Source organism: Cronobacter sp. EKM101R (genome assembly GCF_963888145.1).
Taxonomy (GTDB): domain Bacteria; phylum Pseudomonadota; class Gammaproteobacteria; order Enterobacterales; family Enterobacteriaceae; genus Cronobacter; species Cronobacter turicensis.
On record NZ_CAWPHW010000012.1, the window covers coordinates 238,157 to 252,709 of the forward strand.

Genomic DNA, 14,553 nt, shown 5'->3' on the forward strand with positions numbered 1-14,553 from the left:
GGGAATTACCTGAACCTGGAGGGAATATGAAGCGATTGACTCTGGCGGCGATGGCGCTGCTGACATGCGGCGCCGTACAGGCCGCCAGCCAGGAAGTGGACCTGCATCTGGCTACCGACAAGGGCGTCGGCCAGTCGGCCGGTACGGTCAAAATCACTGAAACCGATAAAGGCCTCGAATTCGCGCCCGATCTTAAGGGCCTGCCGCCCGGCGAGCACGGTTTTCACATCCACGCCAACGGCAGCTGCGAGCCCGCCATGAAAGACGGCAAAATGGCGGCGGCAGAAGCGGCGGGCGGTCATTTCGACCCACAAAAGACCGGTAAACACGCCGGGCCTGAGGGCGACGGGCATTTAGGCGATCTGCCGGCGCTGGCCGTGAATAATGACGGTAAAGCCACCGAGCCGGTGACCGCGCCGCGCATTAAAACGCTCGATGAAATCAAAGGCAAAGCGCTGATGGTGCATGTCGGCGGCGATAACATGTCCGATCATCCGAAACCGCTTGGCGGCGGCGGCGCCCGTTACGCCTGCGGCGTTATTTAACCGCTCCCCGGGCGTTGCTCTCCTGCGGTGAGGGCGACGCCTGTTCAAGCTGCGACAGCGAACACCACAGACGCCAGATAATCCCCGCCAGCCGTCGGGCATCGGGTTGATGATGACGCGCGAGCGTCAGGCTGATGCGCTCAAGCTCGCCGAGCGCCGCCGCCAGCGGACGCTGACGCACCCCTTTGACGCTCATTACATCCCGGAGTGTTTCAATGCAGACATCGCGCACCTGCGAGAGCGGATCGGCGCGAGTTTCCCATTCGCGCAGTTGCCAGACCACGTGGGAGCAATTCAGCAGCACCACGCCCCAGCGCAGCAGCCAGCGGCGGGTCGCCTCGTCCTTGCTGTTACTGAGCTGGCTGATATGGTGATAAACCAGCGATTCAAACGCCGCTTCGCCCCGCTGGGGAACACGACTGAGCTGATCGATAAACCCGCGACGCAGGGCGCGAATATGACGCAGCCCTTTGCGCCGGTCGGAGCCAGGACGCAATACCGCGAACGCCACCCAGCAACACGCCACGCCGCAAATCTTCGCCAGATTGTCATTTAAAAAATCCGCCAGATCGTAAACCGGCGGGTTCGTCACCGCGATAAACGAGCCCATAAACACAATCAGCTGGCCCCACAGCCCGGCAAAACGCGGCTGTTGCAGCTTCATGAGCTGCATCGTGGTCAGGAGCGGAAATAAAAACAGCAGAAACTGCCAGAGATCGGTGACCTGAACCATCAGCCCGAACTTCACCACAAAGCTGAACAGCGTCAGCAGCAAGAGCGTGCGCAGCAGCAGATTGAGCGAGTTGTGCGGCGATGGCGAGGCGGAGTAGAGTACGCAGCTTATCGCCGCCAGCGTCAGCGCGCCGCTGCCCGCCTCCCAGCGGGTATTGATCGCCCATGCGCCGATAAGCGTGATGACGCAAAAGGTACGCAGCGCGCTCCAGAGCGCTTCGGCGTTATCGGTGTGGCGCGCCAGCGGCGGCGCGGTGGGAACGGTTAACGTGTCGTCAGGAAGGGGGGTATCGAGCCGCGCAATCCAGCGCTGGCAGTTCATCCACACGCGGCAGAAATCGCGCAACCGCAGCCAGAAGGCCTGATGACGAAAATCGCCGTCCTCAGACGGCGCCAGCGCCGCCAGCAGACGAGCCACCCGTAACGGGCAGGGCCTGGGTTGCCCGAGTTCGTCAAGCAGCGCATCGAGACCCGCCCAGAGGCTGTGCGGCGGTTCAGGCCAGTTCATCAGCAGGCGGCGCAGACCGGAAATATAGCTGGTCAGGCGCAGTTGCTGATGCAGCAGATAATTGAGCAACTGATTCTGCTGACGGATGCGGTAATGGCTCCAGAAAGCCTGAATACGCAACAGGTTGAGCGTTAACACCTGCGTAATCACGCCCTCATGGGCGGTGCGGATGGCGTCGGTGGTTTGCGGTTTCCACAGCAGGCTGGCGTGCTCCAGCAGTCGCGCCTGCATTTTTCGCAGCGCCCCGAGAAACGTCACGCTGTCGGGCTGGCCGGGCATCACCATCATCATCAGCCCGCCGCACAGAATGCCAACGATCACCTCGCAGACGCGCGACTGGGCGATATCCCACAGCTCTGTCGTTTCAATGGTGTTGACCAGCGGAAAGGCGATGATGGCGGCCGTGTATCCCGCCAGTTGGAAGGCGTAAGCCGCGTTATTGTGGAAATACCCGGAAACCCAGGTGCAGAGCGCCAGCCATAGCGCCATCGCCCACGTGAATAACCACGGATCGTTAAGCGTGTGCCCGGCGATGATCAGCGCGGCGCTGGCACCAAGCAGACTGCCCACGATGCGCCCGAGACTTTTGCTGATAACGCCGCCGACCGTCGGGAAACTCACTACGGCGGCGGACGTCATCGCCCAGTAGGGCTCATCGAGATCCAGCGCGTAAGCGATGGTCAGCGCGAGCGACATCGCAATGCCGTTGCGCAGCGCGTAACGCCACTGCGCGGGCGTCGCTTTGCCCCATGGGGAGCGCTGCCAGGTGAGCCAGTCAAGATTCATGCGCGGCGCTTAGTCGGTGAGCGAGACGGTGCAGGTGGTGCCGGACACCAGCGTGACGCCGTCTGGCAGGCTGTCGAGCGCGATGCGCACCGGCACGCGCTGCGCGAGCCGCACCCAGGGCACGTTAGGTTTGATATCCGCCACCAGGCTGCTATCGCTCTCGACGCTCTGATCGTAAATAGCGCGCCCGATGCTTTCTACCTTGCCATGCAGCGGCGTATGGGTGCTGTAGAGCAGGATCTGCGCGCGGGCGCCTTCGCGGATGTGACGCAGTTTGGTCTCTTCGAAATAACCCACCACATAGAACGAGCGGCTGTCCACCAGCGCGAAGACCGGCTGGCCCTGCGTGGCGTAATTCCCCACGCGACTGGACAGGTTCGTCACCCAGCCGTCAACGGGGGCGACCACGCGCGTCTGCTCCAGCTGCCAGCGCGCCTGCTCAAGCGACGCCTCGGCCATTTTCAGCGCCGCCTGCGCGGCTTTGACGCTAATGTTGGCGGTATCGAGATCTTCGGCGGAAATATAGTTATGCGGGAGATGGCGGCGGCGGTTGGCTTCGTTATTCGCTTTGGCGAGATCGGTCTGCGCGCGGGCAATCTGGGCTTCGGCGTTCAGCACGGCGATGCGGTAGGGCGTATCGTCAATGGCGAACAGCAGTTCGCCGGCTTTGACTTTCTGGTTATCGCGCACCAGCAGGCGTGTAATGGTGCCGGAAACCTGCGGCGTAATATTCACCTGTTCGGCGCGTACTTTGCCATCGCGCGTCCAGGGTGACTGCATGTAGTAATTCCAGACCAGCCAGCCTGCCAGCAGGGCGGCGGCCACCACGAAAAGGGTGGAAAAATATTTCAGGGTTTTCAGGCGCATGCGGTTACCACACAATCAGAATGACCAGCCCGAGGCTGACTGACAAGACAAACAGGGAGAGATCCATCAGGGTCGGGTGCCAGATATCGCCCGCGTACATCCAGTCGCGCAGCAGGCGATGCGCCATCAGCCAGATAAAAAAACCGAGCATCACGGCCTTAAACAGCGGTGGGAAATAAACCGACGCGCCAGCGATAAGATCCGAAAGCGCAAACCCTGAAGTGAACAAGCGCGATATCACGAAAGATTAATCCTTGAAAAACGGAGAGATGGTAGCCGTTTCAGATACGCCGTTGTGGTCTAAAATTATAGACGTCGCGGTATTCATCGCCAGTGCGGTTATTTGTTTTAGCTACCTAAATACTGCACACTAGTCTAAAATCAGCATAATAACTTAGCAAGCTAATTATAAGGAGATGAAATTGGAATCGCCATTAGGCTCTGACCTGACAAGACTGGTGCGCATCTGGCGTGCTCTGATTGACCATCGCCTGAAGCCTCTGGAATTAACGCAGACCCACTGGGTGACACTTCATCATATCCACGCGCTGCCGCCCGATCAGTCGCAAATTCAACTGGCCAAGGCCATCGGTATCGAGCAACCGTCGCTGGTGCGCACGCTCGATCAACTCGAAGAGAAGGGGCTGATTGCCCGCCATACCTGCGCCAGCGACCGACGCGCCAAGCGCATCAAGCTGACGGAAAAAGCCGCGCCGATCATTTCGCAGCTGGAAGACGTTATTCTGAAAACGCGCGGTGAAATTCTCTCCGGCATTTCTCAAGAAGAACACGACCAGATGCTGCGCATCGTGGCGCGCCTTGAGAAAAACATTCTGGCTTTGTCGGCGAAAGAGTAAACGGTCTATTTGACAGGCGTATGAAGGCACAACATCACAATCAAAAATAGCGCATAAAAAAACGGAGGGGCAGATGCTCCTCCGTTCTTGTTTGTAAACCGGTATTCCGTGCGACTTAACGCGGAGAGACGGTCACCTGGCTGCCGTTGCTTGCCAGCACTACGCGCTGACCTGCAGAGAAATGGGTATTGCCCTGTTTCTGAACCACCATGATGGTGTTGCCGTCGTCTTTGCGGATTTCCAGTTCAACGCCTTGCGTTTTGTTCACCGCGCCCTGTACACCCTGACCGGCTACGCCGCCTGCGATAGCGCCCGCCGCCGTGGCAAGTGAACGACCGGTGCCGCCGCCGACGGTATTACCCAGCAGGCCGCCCAGCACCGCGCCGCCCAGTGCGCCGATTACGTTGGTATCATCCCCGCCCTGGATTTTCACCGGACGAACGTTCACTACGGTGCCGTAAGTGACGTTCTGTACCTGTTTGGCTTCAGAGGCGGTGTAAACATCACCCGAAAGGCTATCGTTGTTGACGCAGCCCGCCAGCGTTAAACCTGCCAGTGCAACAACCAGTACACGTGAAATCATGTAAATCTCCTGTTCACCAACAAATGCTCACCTGAGCATCCATCATGTTCAAATTATATGGCATAAGACCGCGATATTTCACATTCTTCACGGAGCCGATGATAAAAATCGTAAAATAACCTGCCTGAACGGTAAATCAACGGCGCGGCAAAAGCGGGCTTTTTGCGCCGGGCGGGATTATTCCGTTGCTCAATCAGAGTGAATGTTTATGATTGAGGGTCGCGAGCGCGGGCTCGTTGTCCCGCACGTTTTCACACAGGGGTTAAGGATTGCGTATGAAATCAGGTCGCTACATTGGAGTGATGTCCGGCACCAGCCTCGACGGGGTGGACGTGGTGCTGGCCGCCATTGATGAACATATGGTGGCGCAGCAGGCGAGCCTGAGCTGGCCGATGCCGCAGGCCATTAAAACGGCGATCCTCGATATCTGTCAGGGACAGCCGCTGACGCTCTCCCAGCTCGGCAGGCTTGATAACCAGCTCGGCTGCCTGTTTGCTGATGCGGTCAACGCGCTGATGCAGCAGCAAAAACTTAACCCAGAAGATGTAATGGCGATTGGCTGCCACGGCCAGACGGTCTGGCATGAGCCTGCAGGCAGCGCGCCGCATACCATGCAGATAGGCGATAACAATCAGATCGTGGCGCGAACCGGCGTCAGCGTCGTGGGCGATTTCCGCCGTCGCGATATGGCCCTGGGCGGGCAGGGCGCGCCGCTGGTGCCCGCGTTTCATCAGGCGTTGCTGGCGCACCCGACGGAGCGGCGCATGGTGCTGAACATCGGCGGCATCGCGAATCTTTCACTGCTCTTTCCGGGCCAGCCGGTAAAAGGCTTCGACACCGGGCCTGGCAATATGCTGATGGACGCCTGGATTTGGCGCCAGAAGGGCAAACCTTTTGATAAAGACGGCGAATGGGCCGCCAGCGGCAAAGTGGTGCAGCCGCTGTTGCAAAAGATGCTGAGCGACCCGTATTTTTCGACGCCGGCACCCAAGAGCACCGGCCGGGAATACTTCAATTACGGCTGGATAGAGCGCCAGCTCTCGTCCTTCGCCGGGCTGCCTGCGCAAGATGTGCAGGCGACGCTGCTGGAGCTTACCGCCAGCACCATCGCGCGCGATGTGCTGCTAAGCGGCGGCGCGGAGCGGCTGATGATTTGCGGCGGCGGCGGGCGCAATCCCCGGCTGGTGGCGCGTCTCGCCGCGCTGCTGCCGGGCACCGAAGTCTCCTCAACGGATGAGATGGGAATTCGCGGCGACGACATGGAAGCGCTGGCCTTTGCCTGGCTGGCGTACCGCACGCTGAGCGGCAAATCAGGGAATCTGCCCTCCGTTACCGGCGCACGCGAAGCCAGCGTGCTCGGCGCCGTGTTCCCGGCCAACCCCTTAAATAATCGGAGTTTGCCGACTTTTCCTGCTCCGCTAAGCCGATAGACTGAATGCGTTACGGGGGCGTCCGGCCCCCTTCAGAAATACGCTTTCAGGATATGCCATGAAGAAACTGCTTGTCGTTTTGCTCCCCACGCTGCTTGCTGGCTGTAGCTACTATGACGCTATGGTTGAGCGCATGAACACCGATACCCTCGAATATCGCTGCGATGAAAAACCGCTGACGGTCTCGCTCAATAAACCGCGCGAGCAGGTCAGTTTCGTGCTGGACGATAAAATGCTGCACCTGAATCAGGGCCGCGCGGCCTCGGGCACGCGCTATACCGATGGCATCTATGCGTTCTGGTCGAAAGGCGATGAGGCGACGGTCTACTATCGCGACAATATTGTGTTAAATCACTGTCAGTTACAAAATCCGAAGCGTTGAGATTTTAGCGGGTGGGGCGCACAATAGCGCCTCCCGATCCTCACTGGTTCAACGCTATGTCTGATATTGACCACCTGCAACAGATTGCGCATCTGCGCCGCGAATATACCAAAGGCGGGCTGCGCCGCCGCGACTTAACCGACCAGCCGCTGCCGCTGTTTGAACGCTGGCTCGCGCAGGCGTGTGAGGCGAGGCTTGCCGATCCTACCGCCATGGTCGTCGCCACCGTCGATGAACAGGGCCAGCCGTATCAGCGTATCGTGCTGCTTAAGCATTTCGACGAGCGCGGCATGGTGTTTTACACCAATCTGGGCAGCCGCAAGGCGCACCATCTCGAAAATAACCCGCGCATCAGTCTGTTATTCCCGTGGCATATGCTGGAGCGCCAGGTGATGGTCACCGGCAAAGCCGAACGTCTCTCGACGCTGGAAGTCGTCAAATATTTCCACAGCCGCCCGCGCGACAGTCAGATTGGCGCCTGGGTCTCTAAGCAGTCGAGCCGTATCTCCGCGCGCGGCGTGCTGGAAAGTAAATTCCTCGAACTCAAACAGAAGTTCCAGCAAGGCGAGGTCCCGTTGCCCAGTTTCTGGGGTGGTTTTCGCGTCTCGCTTGACCAGGTAGAATTCTGGCAGGGCGGCGAACACCGGCTGCATGACCGCTTTTTATACCAGCGCGATGCCGACGGCTGGAAAATCGACCGTCTCGCCCCGTAAGTGAGCGATTTTCTTATGCAAGCGCTGGCGCTCCCAGGGCTTGCGCTTTATTCTATGCCTCCCTGAATTTTTTCTTTCGCCAGTGGGCGAAAAGCCGTGTACCGGCAAAGGTGCAGTCGTAAATACATGGAGAAATCGATGGCAAGCAGCAATTTGATTAAACAATTGCAGGAGCGGGGCCTTGTGGCTCAGGTGACGGATGAAGAAGCGTTAGCGCAGCGACTGGCGCAGGGGCCGATCGCCCTTTATTGCGGCTTCGATCCCACCGCCGACAGCCTGCACTTGGGCCATCTGGTTCCCTTGTTGTGCCTGAAGCGCTTTCAGATGGCGGGGCACAAACCGGTTGCACTGGTCGGCGGCGCCACCGGCCTGATTGGCGACCCGAGCTTTAAAGCGACCGAACGTAAACTCAATACCGAAGACACCGTCCAGGAGTGGGTGGATAAAATCCGCCGCCAGGTGGCGCCGTTCCTCGATTTCGACTGCGGCGAGAACTCCGCTATCGCGGCGAACAACTATGACTGGTTCGGCAGCATGAACGTGCTGACTTTCCTGCGCGATATCGGCAAGCACTTCTCGGTCAACCAGATGATCAACAAAGAAGCGGTGAAGCAGCGTCTGAACCGCGACGATGTGGGCATCTCCTTTACCGAATTCTCCTACAACCTGTTGCAGGGTTACGACTTCGCCTGCCTGAATGAACTGCACGGCGTGGCGCTGCAAATCGGCGGTTCCGATCAGTGGGGGAACATCACCTCGGGCATCGATCTGACCCGTCGTCTGCATCAGAACCAGGTGTTTGGCCTGACCGTACCGCTTATCACCAAATCTGACGGCACCAAGTTCGGCAAAACCGAAGGCGGCGCGGTATGGCTGGATCCGAAGAAAACCAGCCCGTACAAGTTCTACCAGTTCTGGATCAACACCGCTGACGCCGATGTTTATCGCTTCCTGAAGTTCTTCACCTTTATGAGCCTTGATGAAATCAACGCGCTGGAAGAAGAAGATAAAAACAGCGGTAAAGCGCCGCGCGCCCAGTATGTGCTGGCCGAGCAGGTCACCCGTCTGGTACATGGCGACGAGGGCCTCGCCGCGGCGAAACGCATTACCGAAAGCCTGTTCAACGGCAATCTTAATGCGCTGAGCGAAGCGGATTTCGAGCAGCTCGCGCAGGATGGCGTGCCGATGATTGAAATGGAAAAAGGCGCAGATCTGATGCAGGCGCTGGTCGATTCCGAGCTGCAGCCGTCCCGCGGCCAGGCGCGTAAAACCATCGCCTCCAACGCCATCACCATCAACGGCGAGAAGCAGGCCGATCCGGAATATACCTTCAGCGACAGCGACCGCCTGTTTGGTCATTACACGCTGCTGCGTCGCGGTAAGAAAAACTACTGCCTCGTCTGCTGGAAATAACATTCAGCCAGTCAAGGGCGTGGGAAACCACGCCCTTTATTTTTAACCCGACCTCTCGTTTCACCCGGAAAATCATGAAGAACATTCTCGCCATCCAGTCTCACGTGGTGTTTGGTCACGCCGGCAACAGCGCGGCTGAATTCCCGATGCGCCGTCTCGGCGCCAATGTCTGGCCGCTAAATACGGTACAGTTCTCCAACCACACGCAGTATGGGCAGTGGACCGGCGCGGTGATGCCGCCGTCGCATCTGACCGAGATCGTGCAGGGCATCGCGGCTATCGGCCAGCTGTCGCGCTGTGACGCGGTGCTGAGCGGCTACCTCGGGTCGGCGGAGCAGGGCGAGCATATTCTGGAGATTGTCCGCCAGGTGAAAACGGCCAATCCGCAGGCGAAGTATTTCTGCGATCCGGTGATGGGCCACCCGGAAAAGGGCTGTATCGTGGCGCCGGGCGTGGCGGAGTTTCACGCACGTTTCGCGCTGCCGGCGAGCGACATCATCGCGCCGAACCTGCTGGAGCTGGAGATGCTGAGCGGCCATGCGGTGGCGAGCGTCGACGAGGCTGTCGCGACCGCACGGGAGCTTATCGCCCGCGGCCCGCAGATTGTGCTGGTGAAACATCTGGCGCGCGCAGGCTATCATCAGGACCGTTTTGAAATGCTGCTGGTGACATCTGACGAGGCCTGGCACATCAGCCGTCCGCTGGTGGATTTCGGCGCGCGTCAGCCGGTCGGCGTCGGCGACGTGACGAGCGGTCTGCTGCTGGTGAAACTGTTACAGGGCGCGACGCTTCGCGAGGCGCTGGAACATGTGACGGCGGCGGTCTACGACATTATGGTGACCACCAAACGCATGGAAGAGTATGAACTGCAGGTCGTGGCGGCGCAGGACGGCATCGCGCAACCGGAGCACTACTTTACCGCGGTAAAACTGTAAAAAAACGCCGCGCCTGAAGCAGGCGCGGCGCTGCACTGCACTTCTCTGTTACGCGCTCAGGCCTTCCGCCTTCAGCGCCGCCGCGACGGCAGGACGCGCTTTCACGCGGGCCTGGTAGTCGGCGATATTTTCAAACGCCTGCATCTCAAGCCCAACCGCTTTCGCCCAGTTCAGCACGGTAAACAGGTAAGCATCCGCCACGCTGAAGCGCAGCCCCATCAGCCACTGCTTCTGCGACAGCGCGTCATTCACATACTCAAACTTCTTTTGCAACTGCTCGCGCGCGATAGTTTTGTACTCGTCCGGCGTACCAGGGCGGAACAGAGGCGTAAAGCCCTTGTGCAGCTCTGTGGCGATATAGTTCAGCCACTCCAGCGTATGGTAGCGGGTCATGCTGCCGACAGGCGCCAGCAGCTGGCGGTCCGGCACTTTATCCGCGATATACTGCACGATAGCAACGCCCTCTGTCAGCAGCGTATTGTCATCCAGCAGCAGCGCCGGCACCTGACCCTTCGGGTTGATAGTCAGATAGTCTTCGCCGTTCTCCGTGCGCTTCGCGGCCAAATCCACCGCCACCAGCGTAAAATCGATATCAGCTTCGCGCAGAATGATGTGCGGCGAAAGCGAACACGCGCCGGCTTTGTAAAACAGTTTCATGGCAATACTCCCTTTTCATGAATGAACCAAATTATGGTAGAGCGCGATCGGGTAAAAAAAAAGCCGTCAGCATAAAATCTGACGGCCTGAATAACGTTTCCCGAATAATTACGCGTGCGCGGTATCCGTTTCTTTCGGTTTGTCTTCCTGCGTCATGCGGTTAAGCAGCGGCGCAGTGAGCAGCATCAGCACAGCGATAACGCCGGTGGCGATACCAATCTGCATGAAGACGCGGCCGTAGACTTCCAGCGACTGCAGCGGGTCGGACACATTTTCCGGCACCGCCATGAGGTTAGCCACTTTACCGGCGATCATTGCGGCGCCGGCGGTAGTCAGGAACCAACTGCCCATAATGAAGCCCATCAGACGCTGCGGCACCAGCTGTGCGACCATCGCAAGGCCAAGGCCCGAGATCATCAGCTCGCCGATACTTTGCAGCGCGTAGCTCAGGATCAGCCAGTTGACGGAGACGATACCGGCTTCCGAGGCGAATTTCGCGCCCAGCGGCAGCACCAGGAACGCGCCAGAGCACAGCAGCATACCGATGGTGAATTTAAACGGCATCGGCAGACGGTCGCCCATTTTGTTGTAGATAGCCGCCAGAATGGGGCTGCCAATCATGATCCAGAACGGGTTCAGCGCCTGGAACTGCTCCGGCTGGAACGCGATACCCAGAATGGAGTGCTCTACGTTACGGATGGCGAAGAAGTTCAGGGACGTCGGCATCTGCTGATACAGCACGAAGAACACAATCGCTTCGAGCATCAGGATAAACGCGACGATCATTTTGCGACGTGCGGCGCCCTGCATGGCGAACGCTTCTTTCGCGAAAATAATCACGATACCGAGAGCGACCACGCCCAGCACCAGACGCGCAATGCCCTGGTTATGGAGCAGCCAGGTGGCGATGGCGACCAGTACGACGATACCCACGATAGTCGCCAGCAGTTTACCCACATGCAGCGGGGCGAAATCGGGTTTGGAGCCGTAATCCTTCACCCACTTCTTACAGAAGATGAAGTTGACGAGAGTTATCAGCATCCCGACGAAGCTCAGCGAGAACGCCACGCTCCAGCCGAATTTCTCAGCCAGCCACGGGGTCGCCAGCATAGAGAAGAACGAACCGATGTTGATAGCCATGTAATACATGGTGAACGCGCCGTCGAGACGCGGGTCATCTTTCTCGTAGCAGGTTGAGAGCAGGGACGACGGGTTGGCTTTAAACAGGCCGTTACCCACCGCGATGGTCGCCATACCGAAGTAAACGATCGCCGCGTCATGACCGGACCACGCCACCAGCGCATAGCCGATAGCCAGCACAATCGTGCCGAGCATAATCACGCGTTTGGTACCGAGCACTTTATCGCCCAGCCAGCCGCCGATAGCCACCAGGCCATACACCAGCGCGCTGAAGGAGGAGAACAATGTAATGGAATCCGCTTCCGACATACCCAGCTGTTTAACCAGGTAAACGGCCATGATCCCTTGCAGGCCGTAGAAACCGAAACGCTCCCATAACTCAATAGAGAAAATGAGATAGAACGATCTCGGTTGTTTGAAAGCGTTCATACTCACGCTTTCTGCTGGTTTTTTGTTTGCAGTCGACACATATACCTCTTTTTTTACAGCCCGCATTAACCGCGGGGGTGGTATGCGCGTGGTGCCTGGCGGCATGCGCTTTTATTGTTATATGAAGTGAGAAACGGCGGGTAATGTTCACTATCCTGACCGCTGGCACAAGGCTTTTGTAATAATCTGTTACATATAAGCCGGGCGGGATAATCAGCCATTCGTTTCGCTAACAGTCAGCGTTAAATTTCATGATAAGAGCAATTGTAGATTTTTTAACTGCTGAAGTGCGAGCTGAAGCGGTTTGTGGTTATATGTTCTGCTGATTAACCTGTCAGGTAGTCAGATAGACCTGAATATCAGAGAAAGCCCGATATTTATGTTATTGGTGACAGTGATAACCGAGGTGGCGCAAGGCTTACAGCTGAATGTTGCAACGGAAATTTAACAAAATGTTGCAAGTGTGATAATTCTCACAAATCTATAGAAAATTCCTGTCGAAAAAAAACGATTAACCTGACGAACTGATTTAAGACGGGAGAATGGACGTGACAGTGGGGAGATAAAAAGCCTTCTGGCGACGATAATGGCGCGACGAGGGTATCTGAGATGACAACCGTCGCGCCGTTAACTACTCGTACACTTTTTCTGCGTATTCGCAGAGATCTTCTATGATGCAGGAGCCGCAGCGTGGCTTACGGGCGATACAGGTGTAGCGGCCATGGAGGATGAGCCAGTGGTGACAATCAACTTTAAATTCCGCCGGCACCACTTTTAACAGCTTCTCTTCGACGGCTTCGACATTCTTACCGGGCGCGAATTTGGTGCGGTTGCTGACGCGAAAAATATGCGTATCAACGGCGATCGTCGGCCAGCCAAACGCGGTATTCAGCACCACGTTCGCTGTTTTACGCCCGACGCCCGGCAGCGCTTCCAGCGCCGCGCGATCTTCCGGCACCTCGCCGTCGTGCTGCTCAAGCAGAATGCGGCACGTTTTTATCACGTTCTCTGCTTTGCTGTTAAACAGCCCGATGGTTTTGATGTATTCCTTCACGCCGTCAACGCCGAGCGCCAGCATCGCTTCAGGCGTGTTGGCGACAGGGTAGAGCTTCGCCGTGGCTTTATTAACGCTCACGTCGGTGGCCTGCGCTGAGAGCAGAACGGCAATTAAAAGCTCAAACGGGCTGGTGAAATGCAGCTCCGTCGTCGGATGCGGATTGTTCTCGCGCAGTCGGGTAAGAATTTCGATACGTTTAGCCTGGTTCATGACGCTTTTTCCGCAGCCGCCTCCACCACAACCGGTTTCGCAGCGCGGCGTTTCATTCGCTCGTCAATCAGGTATTTCACCGCCAGCATCATACCTAGGCCGATAAAGGCGCCCGGCGGCAGCATCGCCAGCAGGAACGGCGTATCCGTATGGAACACTTCGACACGCAGCACGCGCGCCCAGCTGCCGAGCAGGCCGTCAGCGCCGTCAAACAGCGTACCGTTGCCGAGGATCTCACGCAGGGAGCCGAGCACGAACATCGCGCCGGTGGCCCCCATGCCGATGGCAAAGCCGTCGAGCGCCGAGAGCAGCGGGCCGTTTTTGGCGGCGAACGCTTCCGCGCGGCCGACCACAATACAGTTCGTGACGATAAGCGGGATGAAAATGCCGAGCGACTGGTACAGCCCGAACGCATAGGCGTTGATCAGCATCTGCACGATGCTCACCACCGCCGCGATAATCATCACGTAGATGGGAATACGGATCTCACCCGGCATCCAGCGGCGGAATGTCGAGATAGAGGCATTGGTCAGCACCAGCACCAGGGTGGTGGCAAGGCCGAGGCCGAGCGCGTTGGTGGCGGTAGAGGTCACGGCCAGCAGCGGACACATGCCGAGCAACTGCACCAGCGCCGAGTTATTTTTCCATAACCCGTTAACCAGAATTGATTTCACGTCATTCATGGGTGTCTCCACAGGAAGGCAGGGCAGCAAGCTGCGGCGGCAGCGTCTGCGCGTACAGGCCCGCGCGTTTTACCGCGTTCACCACCGCGCGCGGGGTGATCGTCGCGCCCGTAAACTGGTCAAACTGGCCGCCATCTTTTTTCACCGCCCAGCGGGTATCATCCGGCCCGTGGATCACCTGACCGGTAAAGCCGGTGATCCAGTTGCTGATGCGGGTTTCGATTTTATCGCCAAGCCCTGGCGTCTCATGATGCTCCGTGACGCGGGTGCCGAGCACGGTGCCGTTGAAATCCGCGCCGACCAGCAGTTGTATCGCGCCGGAATAACCGTCAGGCGCCGTCGCCTGCATCACGACCGCCACCGGCGTATCGCCTTTACGCGCTACCCACAGCTGCTTTTCGCCGCGGCCGAGCGCGGGGGCATTCACAAGATAGCAGCTTTGCTGAATATCGTTGTCATACATCTCGGGCGGCAGCACCTGATCGAACAGCTGTTTCTGCTGGAGCGCCGCCTGGCCTTCAATCGTGGTTTTCGTCAGCGCGTTGACCATTGCCGTAAGACCGGTAGTCAGCGCCGCGAAAACGGCGAGCGTCACGCCATGTTTCTGAATCGTTTTTAGCATAGGC

The 14,553-nt window shown here is 58.1% G+C and carries 16 protein-coding genes; 7 read left to right on the plus strand and 9 right to left on the minus strand.

The window, feature by feature from the left end:
- The first annotated feature begins 26 nt into the window (after positions 1 to 26).
- On the plus strand, positions 27 to 545 hold the full coding sequence (gene sodC / locus AACV31_RS09685) for a superoxide dismutase [Cu-Zn] SodC (RefSeq protein ID WP_165153807.1): 519 nt from the start codon (positions 27 to 29) through the stop codon (positions 543 to 545).
- Here sodC and AACV31_RS09690 read toward each other — a convergent pair.
- Genes AACV31_RS09690 through AACV31_RS09700 form a run of 3 tightly spaced genes read right to left on the minus strand, consistent with a single transcriptional unit; the run spans position 538 to position 3,679 of the window.
- Complete coding sequence (locus tag AACV31_RS09690; protein ID WP_165153810.1) at positions 538 to 2,571, minus strand: FUSC family protein; 2,034 nt, start codon at positions 2,569 to 2,571, stop codon at positions 538 to 540. The genes sodC and AACV31_RS09690 overlap by 8 nt on opposite strands.
- 9 nt (positions 2,572 to 2,580) lie before the next feature.
- The gene (locus tag AACV31_RS09695; protein ID WP_105580730.1) at positions 2,581 to 3,438 is read right to left on the minus strand and encodes an efflux RND transporter periplasmic adaptor subunit; all 858 of its coding nucleotides are present in this window, start codon (positions 3,436 to 3,438) and stop codon (positions 2,581 to 2,583) included.
- Between the two features lie 4 nt (positions 3,439 to 3,442).
- The gene (locus AACV31_RS09700; RefSeq protein ID WP_165153813.1) at positions 3,443 to 3,679 is read right to left on the minus strand and encodes a DUF1656 domain-containing protein; all 237 of its coding nucleotides are present in this window, start codon (positions 3,677 to 3,679) and stop codon (positions 3,443 to 3,445) included.
- Between the two features lie 175 nt (positions 3,680 to 3,854).
- Between AACV31_RS09700 and slyA the strand changes: the two genes are divergently transcribed.
- Positions 3,855 to 4,295 carry a transcriptional regulator SlyA gene (slyA, locus tag AACV31_RS09705; protein WP_015741127.1) on the plus strand — a complete coding sequence of 147 codons (441 nt, stop codon included), beginning with the start codon at positions 3,855 to 3,857 and terminating at the stop codon, positions 4,293 to 4,295.
- Between the two features lie 115 nt (positions 4,296 to 4,410).
- Here slyA and slyB read toward each other — a convergent pair whose 3' ends face one another.
- The gene (gene slyB / locus AACV31_RS09710) at positions 4,411 to 4,878 is read right to left on the minus strand and encodes an outer membrane lipoprotein SlyB (RefSeq protein WP_007760837.1); all 468 of its coding nucleotides are present in this window, start codon (positions 4,876 to 4,878) and stop codon (positions 4,411 to 4,413) included.
- Between the two features lie 275 nt (positions 4,879 to 5,153).
- Here slyB and anmK point away from each other — a divergent pair, with 275 nt between their 5' ends.
- The 5 genes from anmK (at position 5,154) to pdxY (ending at position 9,751) form a co-directional block, all read left to right on the plus strand.
- On the plus strand, positions 5,154 to 6,308 hold the full coding sequence (gene anmK / locus AACV31_RS09715; protein ID WP_075198406.1) for an anhydro-N-acetylmuramic acid kinase: 1,155 nt from the start codon (positions 5,154 to 5,156) through the stop codon (positions 6,306 to 6,308).
- A gap of 58 nt (positions 6,309 to 6,366) precedes the next feature.
- Complete coding sequence (gene mliC, locus AACV31_RS09720) at positions 6,367 to 6,690, plus strand: C-type lysozyme inhibitor (RefSeq protein WP_007760847.1); 324 nt, start codon at positions 6,367 to 6,369, stop codon at positions 6,688 to 6,690.
- A 56-nt stretch (positions 6,691 to 6,746) separates the two neighbouring features.
- Entirely contained in the window at positions 6,747 to 7,403 is a 657-nt protein-coding gene (pdxH, locus tag AACV31_RS09725; protein WP_007760850.1) for a pyridoxamine 5'-phosphate oxidase, read from the plus strand.
- Between the two features lie 138 nt (positions 7,404 to 7,541).
- Positions 7,542 to 8,816, plus strand: coding sequence for a tyrosine--tRNA ligase (gene tyrS, locus AACV31_RS09730; RefSeq protein ID WP_165153816.1), 1,275 nt, complete (start codon positions 7,542 to 7,544; stop codon positions 8,814 to 8,816).
- Positions 8,817 to 8,890: 74 nt separating this feature from the next.
- On the plus strand, positions 8,891 to 9,751 hold the full coding sequence (pdxY, locus tag AACV31_RS09735) for a pyridoxal kinase PdxY (protein WP_105538469.1): 861 nt from the start codon (positions 8,891 to 8,893) through the stop codon (positions 9,749 to 9,751).
- A gap of 48 nt (positions 9,752 to 9,799) precedes the next feature.
- Here the strand turns inward: pdxY and gstA are convergent, their stop codons facing one another.
- From gstA to rsxG, 5 genes are all read right to left on the minus strand, one after another.
- Positions 9,800 to 10,408, minus strand: a complete 609-nt coding sequence (gene gstA / locus AACV31_RS09740) for a glutathione transferase GstA (RefSeq protein WP_165153818.1) — start codon at positions 10,406 to 10,408, stop codon at positions 9,800 to 9,802.
- A 108-nt stretch (positions 10,409 to 10,516) separates the two neighbouring features.
- Positions 10,517 to 12,016 (minus strand): dipeptide/tripeptide permease DtpA, encoded by a 1,500-nt coding sequence (gene dtpA, locus AACV31_RS09745; protein ID WP_032807353.1) that lies wholly within the window; start codon positions 12,014 to 12,016, stop codon positions 10,517 to 10,519.
- Positions 12,017 to 12,608: 592 nt separating this feature from the next.
- Positions 12,609 to 13,244: an endonuclease III gene (nth, locus tag AACV31_RS09750; protein ID WP_161588878.1), complete on the minus strand. Its 636-nt coding sequence runs from the start codon at positions 13,242 to 13,244 to the stop codon at positions 12,609 to 12,611.
- Positions 13,241 to 13,927 (minus strand): electron transport complex subunit E, encoded by a 687-nt coding sequence (locus tag AACV31_RS09755; RefSeq protein WP_007760866.1) that lies wholly within the window; start codon positions 13,925 to 13,927, stop codon positions 13,241 to 13,243. The genes nth and AACV31_RS09755 overlap by 4 nt, the downstream gene beginning before the upstream one ends.
- Positions 13,920 to 14,549, minus strand: coding sequence for an electron transport complex subunit RsxG (rsxG, locus tag AACV31_RS09760; protein WP_007760868.1), 630 nt, complete (start codon positions 14,547 to 14,549; stop codon positions 13,920 to 13,922). Before rsxG ends, AACV31_RS09755 begins: the two co-directional genes overlap by 8 nt.
- Positions 14,550 to 14,553: the final 4 nt, after the last annotated feature.